This window comes from Sporosarcina sp. FSL K6-1540, assembly GCF_038620285.1.
Classification (GTDB): Bacteria; Bacillota; Bacilli; order Bacillales_A; family Planococcaceae; genus Sporosarcina; species Sporosarcina psychrophila.
Genome location: NZ_CP152018.1, coordinates 2,670,275 through 2,687,036 on the forward strand (window position 1 = coordinate 2,670,275; position 16,762 = coordinate 2,687,036).

Here is a 16,762-nt window from a genome sequence, read left to right on the forward strand (position 1 = left end):
TCTATTACAACAGGGATAAAATCGACAAATTATTGAACGAGTCGTGTAATGTTGAAAGCGTTCATTCGTTCCTGTAAAATAGTGAATGGAAAACGGAGGTAGTCACATTGGGAACGATTTCATTAACGCACGTCGTTTTATCTATAATGATTTTCATAGTAATGTTTTTTGGAATAGGATTCTTATTGAATATGCTTCTTCGAATGACATGGTTGATGGCCATCATTTATCCAATTGTCGTCATACTAATTATTGATGAAGTACGTGTATATGAATATGTCACGAAACCGAAATACGCGTTCCAGCTTCTTGGTGACAAAGCTATGGCACTTCATACAGCTGATATCCTCATTTTAGCAAGTGGACTTGTCGGAGCGATTATTTCAGGTTTTGTTATTAAGTTATTAAGAAAACAAGGTTACCAAATGTTTTAAGAAAAAGGTGTGTTCAAGCGATTATGCTTGAACACACCTTTTTTCGTAGTTAGATAATGAATGAATAGATAATAACAGAGATAAGGATACCAGTTACAGCTCCTGCAAACACTTCACTTGGTTTGTGACCTAGCAACGTTTTTAACTCTTGAATTTTTTGTTGTCCATCTTTCTGCTGCCAGCCTTTTGCTTCTTGAACGAACGTTTGGAAGTCTACTCGCATTTGATTGATAATCAGTGCTTGTTGTCCTGCCTGGTAACGAATTCCCGTTGCATCAAACATGACGATGACAGCAAAGATGGCAGACACGGCAAACATAGGTGAATCTAATCCCTCTTCATAAGCGATTGCAGTCGTCAATGATGTAACTGCAGCCGAATGAGAGCTGGGCATCCCTCCTGTTGAAGTCATTAATTTCCAGTCAAGTTTACCTTCCAGGAAATAATGAATCGGGATTTTGACGAATTGAGCAAAGATAATACCGAATAATGCCGCAATTAACGGGGTATTTTGTAATAAGGCCATTTACTTCGACTCCTCTATAATGTACAAAAATTGTGTATTCAGTATACCATAATGACGTGCTATAAAAACAAGTTAGTACGGATTCCGAATGAAATACTACGAAGGGCTGAAAATTTAGGCTATACTAAAGAATGTAGGTAAAATTGGAGGTTGTCAAATGAAAACAATAATATTGGAACCGAATTTTGATAATGTAGAAGCAGAAGTACTTGTAATTGGTGTACCCGAACATCCGGAAAATATAACAGGCTGGGACGGCTTCGTCAGTTCATTCAGTTCCCGTTTACCAGAATGGGTTAAATCTGGAGATGTTAAAACTGAGTTCAAAAGTATTGTTAAAATGCCATCCGTAGAAACTGGAGGCTACAAGCGTGTAATATTTATCGGACTTGGTTTGCATAAGGAATTGACGGAGGATCGTTTGCGTCAAGTATTTGCGGCGGTCGGAAAAGAGCTTGCAAGCATGAAAGCGGCCTCTGCCGCTATTTGGACGGCTCCATTCACGAATGACAAGTTAACGTGTGAGGATGTTGTTTTTGCGGCAACGGAGGGTATTGGACTTGGCATGTACAAGTTTGAAGGATACCGCACGGATTCAAATGAACGCGATATTGCACTTGAAACGTTGTCATTCTTATCTTCATTTGATGAAGATGAGCTGAAAGCGGCATTTGAAGTAGGGAAAGTACATGCATACGCGGTTAATGAAGCACGAAATCTAGTTAATATGCCGCCTAATATATTAACGGCGACTAAAATGGCTGACTATGCACGTGAAGTCGCTGAAAAATATGATTTTGAAATTGAGGTACTTGGTAAGAAAGAAATGGAAGAACTCGGTATGGGCGCTATTCTAGCAGTCAATAAAGGTTCAGTGGAAGAGCCTAAGTTAATCGTCATGAAGTATGCTGCAACTGAAAAATGGGAAGATGTTATCGGTCTTGTTGGCAAAGGAATTACCTATGATACAGGCGGCTATTCATTGAAAACGAAAGACGGAATGGTTGGTATGAAAGGTGATATGGGCGGTGCGGCTGCAGTCCTAGGGGCAATGACAATCATAGGAGAGCTGCGTCCTGCGAAAAATGTCATCGCTGTGATCGCGTCAACGGACAATATGGTTTCCGGGGATGCTTTTAAACCAGATGATGTTATCACATCACTTAGTGGGAAGACGATAGAGGTGCTCAATACAGACGCTGAAGGACGTCTTGTTCTTGCAGATGCGGTTACATACGCTAAGCAGGCAGGCGCAGACTGTCTGATTGACGTTGCGACACTGACAGGCGGCGTTATCGTCGCGCTTGGTATGGACAAGACAGGGGCGCTTACAAATGATGAAGAATTCTTCGAAGAGTTCATGCAGGCATCCATGGAAACGGATGAATTCGTCTGGAGACTTCCGTTAACGGAAAACGATAAGAAAAGACTACGTAAAAGTGATGTGGCAGACCTGAATAACTCGCCAGGAAGAGACGGACATATGATCTTTGGCGGTGGATTTGTAGGGGAGTTTGTTGGCGACACGCCTTGGATACATCTTGACATTGCGGGGACATCGGATGCGGTTGCTGCACATGATTTAGGGCCTAAAGGTGCAACTGGAGTCATGGTACGGACGCTAGCGACGCTTGTTGAACGGCTAGCCGAAACCGATAGAGAAGTGTAATAGGCGATTGCCTCTTTCCTATTAGTCTTATTTGAATAGGATAAGTAGGAGAGGGGAATGATTATGACTAGAGGATTTCACGGTGGTGGCGGATATGGTCGAGGTCGAGGTGGAGGTTTTGGCCGTGGTGGTTTTGGTCGCGGTGGCTTCGGTCGAGGATTCGGTTTTGGTGACTTTGGCGGACCTTTCATTGGCGGATTTGCTGGTAGTTTATTAGGAAGTGCATTGTTTCCTGGTGGCGGATACGGAGGATATCAGCCTTATCCATACCCTCCGTACCCATACCCATATTATCCGTATCAACCATATGGATATTACGGACCTTACTAAAAAAAAGCCTGCCAACCGAGTTTTCGGCTAGCAGGCTTTTTTTAATGGGGAAACCGGTGTGACGGTCATAAAGTCATCCATGGCGAGCATAACCCTGCCTAAGACGGTCATAACAAGCATCAAGAAGGGCATAACACTAGCCAAGGCGAGCATAACGCACCTCGTGCCGAGCATAATCTTTTTTGAGCCGGTTAAGTCTTGCGATATGTTCAATTGGATCAGGTTCCATGGTTCTGAATATTCGACTATATATCTAGAATCAATTGTATAAATATGTTACACTTTCGTGGATAGTTCTAATTTTTCGTAGAAGGGGGATGGGGAATTTCATAAGCAAATCAAGAAAAGAACCATTGCAACTAGAAGGGCTATATGCTGCAATTAGTCGCTTGCCACTGAGTCAAAGAACGTTACCAATTTTAGAAACGGCATATGCTTCAAGGAAAGCTGGTTTTGGTGGAGAGCAACAATTAGACAAGGTTTTTGAAAATTACTCTTTTCCAATGAAATACCGCGTTTTGCATGATGTATCACTAGTATCCAGTACTCCTTTTCAAATCGACACACTGTTCGTTACCCCATCGTATGCGGTTATATTTGAAGTGAAGAACATCTCAGGTGAACTTAAAATAGTTAACAATCCACCGCAATTAATCCGAGTACTCAACAATGGGGAAGTAAAGGGATTTAATAGCCCCATTACGCAAGTCGAGAATAATTGCACCTTATTGCAAGACTGGTTTCACTCTCGAAATATTACATTGCCTGTTTATGGTGCAATCGTATTAGCGTATTCCAAACAACGTGTTGAACTGTTTGATACGAAAACCCCGTTTCTTTTCCCTAATGCCGTTCCGAACTTCATACGTAATTTACCGATAGTTCCCCCACTATTGGATGAAGAAACATTCTCGACGCTGACAAGTGACCTTGTCAATAGTCATCGTGAATACATCCCGACCCCTATTTGTTTGACCTACCCTGAGATAAAGAACAAGATCCTGACTGGCGTTGCATGTCCATCCTGCAACTTTTTAGGCATGCAGAAGTACATGAAGGGATGGCGTTGTACCGCATGTGGAAGGACAAGCCCCGACGCACATAAGCAAGCAATCCGAGATTGGTTCCTTTTATTTGGTGGAAAGATGAAAAATAAAGATTGCCGTACATTTTTGCACATTGAGCGTCAAAGTGCCACTCGAATTTTGCAGGGTATGAATTTACGACTAGAAGGTGCTAATCGAAACAGAACCTATTCAATGTTCTTTAAATAGGACGGAATTTCTTAAGACGGTCATAAACTCGTGCATGGCGGTCATAACATACTTCAAGACGGTCATAAACTCATCCGTGGGGAGCATAACCCTCCTTAAGGCGAGCATAACCCACCTCATGCCGAGCATAACTATCATCATCCAAAAAACGCACCCCTTATCTAATAAGGGGTGCGTTTTTCACTCATTCAAAGCTTAGTCTTCCTTCTGATGAGTTGGAGGATTCTTTAGTTTAGCTTGCTTGATAACTTCTGCAAGATCATCACCAACAGTTAGTTCTGTCGGTTTGACGCCCGATATATAAGCTGCGCGGCTCATAAGATGTCCGCCAATCGGAGAGGTAATGAACAGAAATGCAATTGCCAGTAGAAGTTGAATACTAAAATGGCCTTCCTTCAACCAAAAGTGAAAAAACACACCTAGCAGAATACTAAGCACACCCAAAGTTGCACTCTTAGAAGCGGCATGCGCCCTCGTATAGACGTCCGGTAAACGAATGATGCCAATGACGGTTACGATAGTGAAAACGATGCCAACGACGATTGTAAGGACGATGAGGCTATTAGCTAGTACGATCACGTTCGATTATCTCTCCTTTCTCAATGAATTTTGAGAATGATACGGTTCCAATGAATGACATAATCGCAATAAGCAAGATGACTTCCATGAAAAATCCGGTATCGAAGATGACTGATAGTAGAGCGATTGCTGAAATAAGCATGACACCAATCCCATCCAGTGCGACGAGCCGATCCGGAATAGAAGGACCGCGGAACACACGGTACAACATACCGGCAATCGACAGCAGGACAAGGATTAGACAAACCCATATGAATGTCGTCATGGTCGGCTTACCTCCTTAATGGCTTTTTCGAATGAATTTTTGATTGAATCAATTGCGTCATCAACATCATCGACGTCAATGGCATGGATATAAAGCGTTTTTTGATCATCAGAAACGTTCAACACAATTGTTCCCGGTGTCAATGTGATCAGGCTCGATAGCAATGTAATCTCCCAGTCATGTTCAAGGTCAGTTGGCAAAGCGAAAATCATAGGTTGAATATTCATCTTCGGCCGTAAGACGACTTGCAGCACTGAAATATTAGACAAAGTCAGCTCCTTGAAGAAGAGTAGTGCTAGTTTAAACGTTGCCCAAAGTCGCCAGATGTAAAGTCTACCAGGGAAAAAGCGTCTCGTCATAATGATCAAAAGCAGACCAATCAAGAACCCAATGATGAATGTTGAAGCGGTGAATGAGGTGCTCATGAACATCCAGACGAGAGCGATGAAAAAGTTCAATAATAGTTGAAATGCCATCGTTCATCTACTCCTTTAACACCGCATCAATATAGATGGATGGTTGTAGTAATACGTCTGTTGCGTCCGTCATATAGGGAATGAGCCATTCAGTACCAACCCCATAGAGCACAGAGAGAATGACTAATGCTACAGCAGGTATCATCATCTTCCGGTATGTCCGTCGGTTTGTCGTTGGCAATTCCACAGTTGTGGGGTCTCCCCAGAATGCATAGATGAAAATCCGGATGACAGACAACAGGACCACAAGGCTGGATGCCAGGATGATTATACTCCCCAAGACATTGCCTGCCTCGAATGCCCCTTTAACAATAAGAAGCTTACCGACGAAACCGCTTAATGGCGGAATGCCCGCTAGTCCAAATGCAGCAATTAGGTACATCCAGCCAAGTGGCGCATGGGTTTTCATTAACCCACCCATCTTACGTAAGTTAGAGGTTCCGGTTACGTAAACAATAATGCCGATCAGAAGGAACAAAGCCCCTTTAATGAGCATGTCATGGATCAAATAGAAAACGGCACCCGTTAAACCAGCCTCGTTCATTTGTGCAGCACCGAATAAAATAACACCCACTGCAATGACGATATTGTAAATAATAATTTGTTTTACATCGAAATAGGCAAGGGCACCAATGCAGCCGGCAATAATCGTGAGCAATGCCAGTGCAGATAATAAACCATGTGTAAATCCGATATCGTGTACGAAGAACAGCGTATACGTTCGGATGATTGCATAGATACCGACTTTAGTCAGCAATGCACCGAATAGTGCCAGCACCGGTATTGGAGGCGCTGCATAAGATCCTGGTAGCCAGAAGTAAAGCGGGAACAGGGATCCTTTTACGCCGAATACGATTAAAAAGAGCACTGCAATCACGGTTATAATACCGGGTTGTCCAATCTCTGCAATCTTCACTGAAATATCGGCCATATTTAATGTACCAATAACAGAGTAGAGGTAAGCAACTGTAATAACGAATAATGCAGATGAAATGACATTGACGAGTATGTACTTCATTGATTCACGAAGTTGTTTTTTCTCGCCGCCTAAAACGATTAATAGGTAAGAGGCGATGAGCAGTACTTCGAAGAATACGAACATATTGAAAATATCACCTGTTGTAAATGCGCCATTGATGCCTGTAATCATGAACAGGATGGCGGGGTAATAAAAGAAGCGCTCCCGCTCTTCGCCAATTGCAGTGAAACTGTATAGTACAACAAAAAGTGTGATCAAGATTGTTGTGGTAACAAGTAATGCAGACAGCATATCGGAAACCATTGAAATTCCGAAAGGTGCGGGCCAGCTTCCAAGTGTAATTGCCTGAACACCATCCGCTTTCACTTTTGCAACTAGGAAAAGTGCAGCAACCAAGCTAATAAGCAGGCCGACACATGTTAATGATCGTTGTACCCTGACGTTCTCCTTGAAAAACAGAAGAATAATTGCGAACAGGAATGGCAAAATGATTGGAAATAGAAGTAGATTAATCATGTTCGTCATTTCCCCTCATAAGATTCATATTGTCTGTCTGATGCTCAGCATACGTCCGATAAGCTAATACAAGGATGAATGCTGTCACACCGAAGCTAATAACAATCGCTGTTAAAATAAGCGCCTGTGGCAAAGGATCTGCATAATCTGTTACGCCTTCTGCCACGACTGGCGGAGAGGTGCCACCAAGACCGCCCATTGTAAGAATGAGCAAGTGAGCACCATGGCTCAATAGGCCTGTCCCGAGTATGATTTTGAGGATACTCCTGGAAAGAATCAGATAGACAGCTGCCATGAAAAGAATTCCGATGACGATGGCCATTATAAACTCCATTACGCATCTCCTCCAATCGATTGAATCATTGTAACGGCTGCCCCAACGACAACAAGGTAGACACCTGCATCAAAAATCATTGCTGTATGAAGGGAAGTTGTTCCGAACAACGGCAAGGTGAAATCGTCGAAAGCATGTGTAAAGAAAGGAACGTTGAAAAAAATTGAGCCTGCTGCCGTTCCTAGAGAAAGCAATAAGCCGATGCCTGTCATAATTGTGAAGTTGAAAGGCAGTGCTTTTTGTACCGTTTTCAAATCGAAAGCGAGTAAGAGAAGAACGATTGCTCCAGTAGTAAGCAATCCTCCAACGAAACCGCCACCTGGTGTATAATGTCCCGCAAAGAAAATGTGGATTGAAAAAAGGAAGATGATGAAGAATACGATTTTTGTTGTAGTTTGTAAAATGACATCATTTGTTTTCATCCGTATTCTCCTCCTTTTTTGACAACTTCAGGCGAATCATTGCAATGACGGCGATTCCGACGATTGATAGAACGGTGATTTCAAATAATGTATCAAATCCACGGTAATCTACAAGGATAACGTTGACGATATTCCCGCCACCCGCTTCTGTATAAACTGTATCTTTGTAATACTGCGAGATAGATGGAATCAATTTTTGTGAATGAGCCGATAAGGCAACCAATGTCACCGTTATTCCGACACCAGCCGCAATAATCAAATTGCCAATCTTGTTGCGTTTTGTTTGGCCGTGATTGTTCAGAGACGGTAGATGTTTAAAGGCTAACAAGAATAAAGCAACAGATATCGTTTCAATAACGAGTTGTGTAAGCGCTAAATCCGGTGCTTTGAAAATAACGAAGAATAAAGCAACCGAATAACCGACGGCACCTAGAGCAATGATTGCTGACAGTCTTGTCTTCGCAAGTAGAACCATACAAACTGCGAAAACCAGAACAATAGCAGTCAGAACTCCATATAAGTTGACAGGGGCAAAACTCTCCATATCAACTATGAAAGCTTCTTTGATGAATAACGTCGCCGCTGTAATGGCAGCAATAAAAGCAAACATATAAATCAGATATGTGCGGATTAAACCAGTCATATAGAAGCGGGAAAGTTTGTTCATTCCACCTTCACTAACGAACATGGCTGAGTCATACAGGGCATTCAATGACAAGTATTCAGGTTGAATGTCATACAGTTTCTGCCATCTCGCCAAGGTCAAGAATAGAACGAGACCGACTCCGACAAGCGAAACCGTCATCCATAATTCTGGAGCAGCAATTCCGTGCCATGCTGCGACGTGAACGGCAACTTCAGAAGGATGGCTGTATAAATCAGGCTGGACAGCCATGACAGCTGGTTTTACAAACCATTTTCCAATCAAGTTCGGTATGAAGAAGATGCCAACAACGAGCGTAGCAAGAATGACGGGAGATACAAGCATCCCGACAGGCGCTTCATGCGGTTTAGTAGGAAGAGGTTCACTTTTTTGTTTTCCAGCGAACGTCTTAAATACAAAGTAAAAGCTATAAATGAATGTGAAAACACTGGCAATCCAAGCGATAACAGGGAAGATAATTCCCCATGTTGCAAAGTTGAACAGTTCAAAATGGCGAATGGCCAGCATCGACTGAAGGAACATTTCCTTACTCAGGAAACCGCCGAATGGCGGCAGACCTGCCATCGACATTGAACCGATGAACGCAACCGTGAAACTGACGGGCATAATGCTCATCAATCCGCCGAGTTTTCGGATATCGCGCGTACCCGTTTCATGATCGACAATACCGGCAATCATGAACAAGCTCCCTTTGAAGACTGCGTGGTTGATCAAATGGAAGATCGCTGCAAATGTTGCGAATTTGAAAATGGGGTCATCCGAGTGATAGGCAAGCGCACCTGCTCCGAGCAGAGACATGATAAGTCCAAGCTGACTGACTGTCGAGAAAGCAAGAATCGCTTTTAAATCAGTCTGTTTCACTGCAAAGAAAGATCCCCAGAATAATGTCAGAAGTCCGATACCAGCTACGAGCCAAATCCAAACTTCAGAAACAGCGAAAATAGGTGTAAATCGGGCGACGAGGTAAAGACCTGCTTTCACCATCGTTGCTGAATGTAGATAGGCACTGACCGGTGTAGGCGCTTCCATTGCATCCGGTAACCAAATATGGAACGGGAACTGTGCTGACTTTGTAAAAGCACCAAGTAGTACGAGAACGAGCGCCAATGTAAAGAATTCATGTCCTACAAAAGTGGGGGCGTTAGCGATAAGTTCGCGGATGGAAAACGTATCTCCCATAATCCCTAACAGAACGAATCCTCCAAGCATCATTAGTCCACCAAATACAGTGATCATCATTGATTTCAATGCACCAAATCGTGAACCGTCACGTGTATTCCAATAGCCAATAAGTAGGAATGACGAAATGGATGTTAGCTCCCAGAATAAATAAAGGGATATAACGTTATCAGATTGGACAACACCTAACATGGCGCTCATGAAAATGAGCAGGTAAACGTAAAAGTGATTCAGCTTTTCTTTACGCTTATCAAGATAAAAGATGGAGTAGAGCACAACGAGTGCACCGATGCCTGTAATAAGCAAGGTAAACAGCAGGCTGAGTCCATCAATATACGACACGAACGAAATGCCGAGTGAAGGAATCCATTGCAATTCTGCTATAGCATGCCCGCCGTCCATTGTTGTTTTAAGAAATCCTATGTAAAAAATGAAGAGGGAGACAGGGACGAGTAAAACGAACCACCCAGTGTGTATGTCTTTCAGTTTCCTAACTAGCAATGGAACGAATAGGGCTGCCACAATCGGCAGGAAAATCAGTAATACAAAATTCAAGAAAATCCTCCTTCCTAATGAATGAAACAGTTATGTATAAACGTGATGCTAAGCAAAAGGGATCTAATAGTCATTGGCTGTTCTGAATTCATACATCATTTTCAACGTCGGGACGGTAAATTTTAAAATTGTTACGATTACCTTATCTTTTCTTCCTTTCATTGTTTTAATCAAAAAATGCAAAAAGTCCATCACAAAAGGGCATAGATACCCCCTGGTGACAGACTCCTCCAAGTACGTTCATTTATTTGATTGAGGTAACTATATCACAGCATGCGGGAGTTGTCTAATTGAAAAATAGTAAGTGTGGGACGATTCTGGATTTTGTTGCCTATTCGGTCTCTCTTCTTATAGTATAGAAACGAAGAACTAATTTGCGTTTGAGGTGTTAGAAATGAAAAATCCATACATATTTGGTTATTTACCGTTTGTAACAATTGTCTTATTCAGTTTAACATTCGGAGTATACACAGTTGGCGTGTCAGTGGAACTATTTAAAGGAATTGGTTTGTATGCCGGCATGCGAGAGTTTTTGACCGATATACAATTACGTATTTTTCTGCTAGTTATCTATGCATTGTTATTTTTTATGGTTTTTTCAGCGTTAAAATTGATTGCGGAAACGATTCATGAAACTGCGATGTTATTCTTTTCGAAGGATGTGGAGGGGAAATCGTATAGCGAAGCTCGCGGAGGCAATGTCATCTACTTTTTCGGCGCGCTTGCATCGGTAGGTGGCATCAATTCGATTAGCCTATTAACAGCTGTATTTTTACTGACAACGTTCATCTACTTCGTGTATGTCGTTTTCAAATTAAGCAAATACATGACAATCGTCAGCACGATTGGGCTTCTCGTTTTTGAAATTCTGGTTTGGGCGATACTAGTTTCAACCATCATCTATATTCTGTTGAAGCTTTATAATGGGGTAATTGCGAGTTTGCCTTTCATTGGTAGTAAAACGGACTAGCCTTGTGAATGGCTAGTCCTGGAGTAGTGTGGAAAATATACGCAAATGAAGTTTCTGATCGCTCAAGAGCTTTAGAGATTGCGGACTATCATAGCCGACCCAGACAGCGGTTGTATAGTTATCGTTCAACCCTCCAACCCATAGATCTTTATAATGATCTGTGGTGCCGGTTTTTGCTCCCGTATACGAAGTTGTATAGGGGATACCCCGGCCAGTTCCGTTCAATACGACATCTGACATCATGCCGCGAATTTTGGTAACAGTAGTAGGAGACCAAACGTCCTCTTTGTCATCAGGCCATTCGTATAAAATAGTCCCAGCTCTATCCTTTACAGCGCGTATGGCATGGGGAGGGGTATATTGCCCATCAATGAAACTCGAATAAGCCCCCGCAAGTTCAAGCGGCGTCATCCCTTTTGCAAACCCACCGAGAGCAGCTGCATAGTTCATATCCCGTTGTGTAACTGATTTGAATCCGAATGGTGCTATATAGCTAAATGCCTCTTCCACTCCAATCATTTGAAGCAATCTGACCGCTGCTGTATTATGACTTTGTCGAAAAGCCTCTTTTACCGTAACATTGCCATAAACGTAACTGCCGATATTTGTCGGGCAGTACGAGCCGATGCAAATAGCACCACTGTTAATGGGGGTGTTTTCTGTATAGGAACTACTTTCAAACAGTGGAGCATAGACCAGAAGTGGTTTCATAGCCGAACCAGGTTGTCTAACAGCCTGGAATGCACGGTGAAAATCAGCTTTTTTATAGTTCATACCGGCGAATAGGCTGATGATTTCACGGGTTTCATTGTCGATAACCGCGGCACCTGCTTGCACGCCTTTAGGGTGTAAAAGGGAGGAGATCGATTGGTCATTTCGGCGCTGCTTTCCAGGGTTAAGTGCCGTTTCGATAATCAATCCTTTGGACAACACTTCAGCTGTCCGTTGTTTAATAATCGCTTCAAGGGCTATTTTTTCTGCATCCTCTTTCGCATACGTCATTTTTTCAGATAAACCTTCGGACTGTGCTATGAGATCAGTAAGTTCCGCAAGTACATATGTACTGTAGGCAGGAAAGGCATTCGCTTTTTCCTTCAGATTTAATTGGATAGCTGTGTTTTTATGCACTTTAGATTCCTCGAAAGTCAGAACTCTATTTTTTGTCAGTATAGACAATAGGCGTTCCTGTCTTACTTTTGTCTGATCGAAATGTTTCAGTGGATCATATAAAGAAGGGTTGTTTGGGATTGCCGCAAGGAAGGCCATCTCCGCCTCATTCAGTGCATCTAAGGGTTTGCTGAAGTAATATGTCGCCGCGGCACCAATGCCGTACACTTGATGGCCAAAATACATTTCATTCATATACATTTCCAAGATTTCATCTTTTGTCGATTGTTTTTCAAGCTCGGCTGCGTAAAAAAGTTCCGTCAACTTACGTTCATAGGTCTTTTCAGTCGATAGAAAACGCATTCGCACGACTTGCTGTGTAATGGTAGAAGCACCTTGTCTGACATCGTCCGTTGCGGTATTGACAGCGAATGCACGCACGATTGCGGCTACATCATAGCCTTTATGCTCGAAAAAACCCGTGTCTTCACTTTCTAAGAACAGTTGACGCGCGAATAAGGGAATGGACGACAGCAGGAGTGGATCGCGCCACTCTATATATTCTTCTGCAAAAATGAGCCCATTGCCATCTTTCAACGTCACGGGGACATTGACCTTTGGGGATGACAGTTCTATGGAGTCATTGATCTGGTCATTGAAGGATCCAGCGCTCTTCAATTCGACTGCAATAGCTTCTTGGACAACAAAGAGAATTGGTATGGTTAGAAGAATAAAGATGAAACCAATAACATGTTTCAATGGATTTGCACTCCGTTCAAGAAATCATTCACTAACAAAAATATAGCACACTCCGTCTAGCGAAGTGTGCTGTTTCTTAACTATGTGTCCGTTTATCCTCAGCAGCAAGAAAGTCCTCAAAGTCCTGTACGGGTTTTCGTTTGGCATAATAGAGAAAGGCAAACCCAACCAGGAATAGAACGCCAGTGACGATGAAGACAGACGAAATACCGATGAAACCACTGACGATTCCACCAAACATTGGACCTATAATATTCCCGAGAAAACGGAAGCTGGTATTATAACCCATGACTTCTCCTTGAATATCGACTGGTGCCTCACGTCTAACTAGTGCAGTCGTTATAGGGATCATTCCACCGAGCGCAATACCGAACAGCAATCGCCAAAAGATAAGTTGCCACAGCTGTGTTACAAAAGCTTGTGGGATGATAAAGATAAATGATAGGAGTAGCAGAATTGACAACACTTTTTCGTAGCCAATGTCGTCACCAAGCTTGCCCCAGCGGCGTGCGAATAATAGATTGCCGACCCCTGCTGCACTGAAAGTAATCCCAGCTAGGAAAGCTACGTCTTTTGCATCCGTCAAATGAGAAACGTAAAGCGACAGAAGCGGCTGGATACTGAAGTTGCCTACTTGGATAAGTGCCGTAACAATCATAACGTTCAACATGAGCCGGTGATGTAGCAAGCCGCTAATAATCGCTTTACGGGAATACTGGATAGCTTTCGGATTTTTTACCCGTTTTTGTTCCTTGATGCCGAAGAGAACGATAAGTGTAGCGACAATTACGGAGATGGATGTAATGACAAAGGTATATTGGAAACCGAATGCATCTGCCAGTAAACCTCCAAATACAGGGCCGAATAATGTGCCTGTCACACTGCCCATCTGCAGAGTTCCTAGCATTTTTCCAGCTTCCTTCTTCGCAGTCTGTGAAGAGATAAACGCGAGTGAAGTTGGTATGAAACCTGTGACAACACCATTCAGTAGCCGAAGCAGGAAGAACATCTCTACGGAATCCACAAATCCCATTAGGAAAACGGAAGTTGCAATCCCGAAACCATTGATGATAAGAATAGGCTTAAAGCCATATTTATCGGCAACTCGGCCCCAAATCGGTGACATAATGAAAGCCGTGACAAATGAAGCGCCAAAAATAAGGCCAGACCATTTTTGAACATATGCTTCGGGATGATCGCCAAATGTTTCGATATAAAGGGATAGGAAGGGCATGATCATCGTCATTGTCCCTGCAACGAGGACGTTGGAAATCCAAATGATGATGAAATTCCGTTTTTGCACGTCCATTTAGAAAACCTTCTTTCTGTGTCGTGCTTTTCATTCAGTATAAAACAATTCGGAAAACGAAGGAAGTATCATGCTTATTCGTCGAAATAGATTGTTCAATATGATAAACTGATTCAGGGTGAATGTTAAATGAGGAAAATGTATTTCTCCCTTCTGACAATCGTTGGTCTCGTCTTACTTTCCGCTTGCGGAAATAGTACGTCTGAGAACAAAAAAACAGAAGAAGTAGTGTCTGCTGGCAAAGCGCCAGTGGAAGAAAATAGCACGAAGAACTCAGAGGAGGCAACAACAATGTATCCACAATTATCAAAAGAAGTAGCAGCAACTGAAGCATTAGTTATTATGAACACAACAATGGGGCCAATCAAAATCAAGCTTTTCCCTGAACAAGCACCAAAAACAGTTGAAAACTTCTTAACACATGCAGAAAACGGCTATTATGACGGTATTATCTTCCACCGTGTTATTGAAGACTTCATGATTCAAGGCGGCGACCCAACAGGAACTGGTATGGGCGGAGCAAGTATTTTCGGCGATACATTTGAAGACGAATTTACTATGGATCTATTTAACTTAAAAGGCGCTCTTTCAATGGCGAACGCTGGTCCAGGAACAAATGGCAGCCAGTTCTTCATCGTTCATGCTTCAGAAGTACCTGCTTCAGTTGATCAGCTGAAAAAAGGTGGATATCCAGCTGAAATCGCTGAAGCATATGGCGAAATGGGTGGAACTCCGCACTTAGACCAAAAACATACAGTATTCGGCCAAGTTATTGAAGGCATGGATGTTGTCGACAAAATTGCTAAAGTTAAAAAAGGGCGTCAAGATAAGCCTGTTGAAGATATTTCTATTGAATCAATCGAAATCCTTCAAAAGTAATTCGAATCATATAGAAATTTACAATGTGAGGAAGTGGATGTAAGTGAACGCACTATTAATGCCGTTCCTTTACTTTCCTGAAGACAAATCAGAATATATACCAGCCGCGATTTCAATGTTTTTCTTTGCGATTCTATTGGTACTTACATTCATGTGGATTCGACGCAAGTCGAAGAAACAGGAATTAGAAGCGAAAGAATTTGAAGAACGTATTTTACGTGAACGCCGCGAACAAAAAGAAAACGAGCATCCTCAAAATTGAGGATGCTCGTTTTCTTTTAAAAAATTGTAACGTCAACGTCGCGATCGTAACGTCAACTCCGTGATTGTAATCACAACTGTGCTAAATCACTCGCTTAATGCAGTGATAAAACGGTTAACGCCGTCTTGAACAACTGAAAGCGGTGTTGCGACATTCATGCGAAGGAAGCCGCGTCCTGCTTCGCCGTATTTTGTACCTGGATCAAGGGCGAGTTTACCTTTATTCAACAACTTGTCCATTATTTCCGACTCGGTAAATCCAGTACCACGGTAGTCAATCCACAGAAGGTATGTACCATGCGGCTTAGCAATTTTTAAGGCAGGAATTGCAGCTGTTAGTTCATGAATTGCATAGTCCATATTGGTAGAAACTGTTTCCAGTAATTGTGCTAGCCATGGGCCTCCATCTTTATAGGCGGCAGTCAAAGCTGCGGCTGCAAAAGAGCTCAAATCCATTTGACCATGTGCCATTGCATTCAACGTAAGTTTCTCTCTCACACCTTCATCTGTAGCGATCATTAATGCTGCTTGGATACCTGCGAGGTTAAACGATTTTGTAGGTGCAACACACGTAATGATACGTCCTGCTTCTTCGTCAGCAAGCGTTGCGAGCGGAATATGTTTATGCCCTGAGAAGACTAGATCGGCGTGGATTTCATCCGATAAAATCAAGACATCATATTTTGTACACAGTCGTAACATTTCTTTCAATTCGCTTGCAGTCCAGACAATTCCACCAGGATTATGCGGATTGCATAAAATGAATAGCTTTACGTTTTGTTGCAGGCATTTCTCGAATTCTTCAAAGTCGATGGAGTACACACCGTTGTCCTCTTTCATAATACATTCGACCATATTTCGTCCTTGACGTTTAGGGACTTGGAAAAAGGGCGGATAGACTGGAGATGTGACAAGAATGCCGTCACCTGGATTCGTAAACGTTTCAACGACTGAAGCGATTGCCGGAACTACACCATGGTGGAATAACATCCATTCATTTTTGGTTTCCCATGCATGGCGTTCAGCAAGCCATGTACTTACTGCGTCTTTACAGCCTTCGCAAATATATGAGTAGCCGAAAACGGGATGATCGAGACGTTCTTTCAGCGCATCGATAACCACTTCCGGTGCAGCAAAGTCCATATCTGCAATCCACATTGGTAAAATATCGGATGCATCTTCGATTCCATAGATCATTTCCATTCGGTCCCATTTTACAGAACGTGATTTACGTCGTTCAATTACTTGTTCAAAGTTATTCATGGAAATCTCCTC

Annotated in this window: 18 protein-coding genes; 7 read left to right on the top strand and 11 right to left on the bottom strand. The window is 42.6% G+C overall.

All coding sequences use genetic code 11. The annotated features are described in order from the left end of the window. The first annotated feature begins 146 nt into the window (after positions 1–146). Positions 147–434 (top strand): YuiB family protein, encoded by a 288-nt coding sequence (locus MKY15_RS12570; RefSeq protein WP_067213853.1) that lies wholly within the window; start codon positions 147–149, stop codon positions 432–434. 49 nt (positions 435–483) lie between these two features. Here the strand turns inward: MKY15_RS12570 and MKY15_RS12575 are convergent, their stop codons facing one another. Next, the gene (locus tag MKY15_RS12575) at positions 484–960 is read right to left on the bottom strand and encodes a divergent PAP2 family protein (protein WP_187046917.1); all 477 of its coding nucleotides are present in this window, start codon (positions 958–960) and stop codon (positions 484–486) included. A gap of 157 nt (positions 961–1,117) precedes the next feature. Between MKY15_RS12575 and MKY15_RS12580 the strand changes: the two genes are divergently transcribed. The 3 genes from MKY15_RS12580 to MKY15_RS12590 all read left to right on the top strand — a co-directional run bounded on the left by MKY15_RS12580 (position 1,118) and on the right by MKY15_RS12590 (position 4,233). Next, on the top strand, positions 1,118–2,629 hold the full coding sequence (locus MKY15_RS12580; RefSeq protein WP_187046918.1) for a leucyl aminopeptidase: 1,512 nt from the start codon (positions 1,118–1,120) through the stop codon (positions 2,627–2,629). A 63-nt stretch (positions 2,630–2,692) separates the two neighbouring features. Beyond that, positions 2,693–2,959 (top strand): hypothetical protein, encoded by a 267-nt coding sequence (locus tag MKY15_RS12585; RefSeq protein WP_342537682.1) that lies wholly within the window; start codon positions 2,693–2,695, stop codon positions 2,957–2,959. Positions 2,960–3,276: 317 nt separating this feature from the next. Then, the gene (locus tag MKY15_RS12590; RefSeq protein WP_342537684.1) at positions 3,277–4,233 is read left to right on the top strand and encodes a nuclease-related domain-containing protein; all 957 of its coding nucleotides are present in this window, start codon (positions 3,277–3,279) and stop codon (positions 4,231–4,233) included. Between the two features lie 195 nt (positions 4,234–4,428). Here MKY15_RS12590 and mnhG read toward each other — a convergent pair whose 3' ends face one another. From mnhG to MKY15_RS12625, 7 genes are read right to left on the bottom strand one after another with little or no spacing between them, the layout of a single operon-like run. Continuing rightward, entirely contained in the window at positions 4,429–4,812 is a 384-nt protein-coding gene (mnhG, locus tag MKY15_RS12595; RefSeq protein ID WP_067206403.1) for a monovalent cation/H(+) antiporter subunit G, read from the bottom strand. Then, positions 4,796–5,077, bottom strand: coding sequence for a Na(+)/H(+) antiporter subunit F1 (locus MKY15_RS12600; protein WP_067206405.1), 282 nt, complete (start codon positions 5,075–5,077; stop codon positions 4,796–4,798). Before MKY15_RS12600 ends, mnhG begins: the two co-directional genes overlap by 17 nt. Then, positions 5,074–5,553, bottom strand: coding sequence for a Na+/H+ antiporter subunit E (locus tag MKY15_RS12605; RefSeq protein WP_067206407.1), 480 nt, complete (start codon positions 5,551–5,553; stop codon positions 5,074–5,076). Before MKY15_RS12605 ends, MKY15_RS12600 begins: the two co-directional genes overlap by 4 nt. 7 nt (positions 5,554–5,560) lie before the next feature. After that, entirely contained in the window at positions 5,561–7,048 is a 1,488-nt protein-coding gene (locus tag MKY15_RS12610; protein WP_067206410.1) for a Na+/H+ antiporter subunit D, read from the bottom strand. Next, positions 7,041–7,382, bottom strand: coding sequence for a Na(+)/H(+) antiporter subunit C (locus tag MKY15_RS12615; RefSeq protein WP_067206413.1), 342 nt, complete (start codon positions 7,380–7,382; stop codon positions 7,041–7,043). Before MKY15_RS12615 ends, MKY15_RS12610 begins: the two co-directional genes overlap by 8 nt. Further along, a complete protein-coding gene (locus tag MKY15_RS12620; protein ID WP_067206416.1) occupies positions 7,382–7,804 on the bottom strand; it encodes a Na(+)/H(+) antiporter subunit B in 423 nt (140 codons plus the stop codon). Before MKY15_RS12620 ends, MKY15_RS12615 begins: the two co-directional genes overlap by 1 nt. Beyond that, positions 7,791–10,202 carry a Na+/H+ antiporter subunit A gene (locus MKY15_RS12625; protein ID WP_342537685.1) on the bottom strand — a complete coding sequence of 804 codons (2,412 nt, stop codon included), beginning with the start codon at positions 10,200–10,202 and terminating at the stop codon, positions 7,791–7,793. Before MKY15_RS12625 ends, MKY15_RS12620 begins: the two co-directional genes overlap by 14 nt. A 394-nt stretch (positions 10,203–10,596) precedes the next feature. Between MKY15_RS12625 and MKY15_RS12630 the strand changes: the two genes are divergently transcribed. Further along, positions 10,597–11,172, top strand: coding sequence for a YufK family protein (locus MKY15_RS12630; protein WP_338653359.1), 576 nt, complete (start codon positions 10,597–10,599; stop codon positions 11,170–11,172). Between the two features lie 12 nt (positions 11,173–11,184). On the opposite strand, the gene MKY15_RS12635 is transcribed toward MKY15_RS12630, so the two are convergent. Next, positions 11,185–13,038, bottom strand: coding sequence for a transglycosylase domain-containing protein (locus MKY15_RS12635; protein ID WP_342537686.1), 1,854 nt, complete (start codon positions 13,036–13,038; stop codon positions 11,185–11,187). 76 nt (positions 13,039–13,114) lie between these two features. Continuing rightward, entirely contained in the window at positions 13,115–14,347 is a 1,233-nt protein-coding gene (locus MKY15_RS12640) for an MFS transporter (RefSeq protein ID WP_067206427.1), read from the bottom strand. Between the two features lie 129 nt (positions 14,348–14,476). On the opposite strand from MKY15_RS12640, the gene MKY15_RS12645 reads away from it, so the two are divergent. Next, positions 14,477–15,226, top strand: a complete 750-nt coding sequence (locus MKY15_RS12645) for a peptidylprolyl isomerase (RefSeq protein WP_269465605.1) — start codon at positions 14,477–14,479, stop codon at positions 15,224–15,226. A 43-nt stretch (positions 15,227–15,269) separates the two neighbouring features. Next, positions 15,270–15,488 (top strand): hypothetical protein, encoded by a 219-nt coding sequence (locus MKY15_RS12650; RefSeq protein WP_231885773.1) that lies wholly within the window; start codon positions 15,270–15,272, stop codon positions 15,486–15,488. A gap of 86 nt (positions 15,489–15,574) precedes the next feature. Here the strand turns inward: MKY15_RS12650 and MKY15_RS12655 are convergent, their stop codons facing one another. Further along, positions 15,575–16,750 carry a MalY/PatB family protein gene (locus MKY15_RS12655; RefSeq protein ID WP_187046923.1) on the bottom strand — a complete coding sequence of 392 codons (1,176 nt, stop codon included), beginning with the start codon at positions 16,748–16,750 and terminating at the stop codon, positions 15,575–15,577. Positions 16,751–16,762 lie beyond the last annotated feature (12 nt).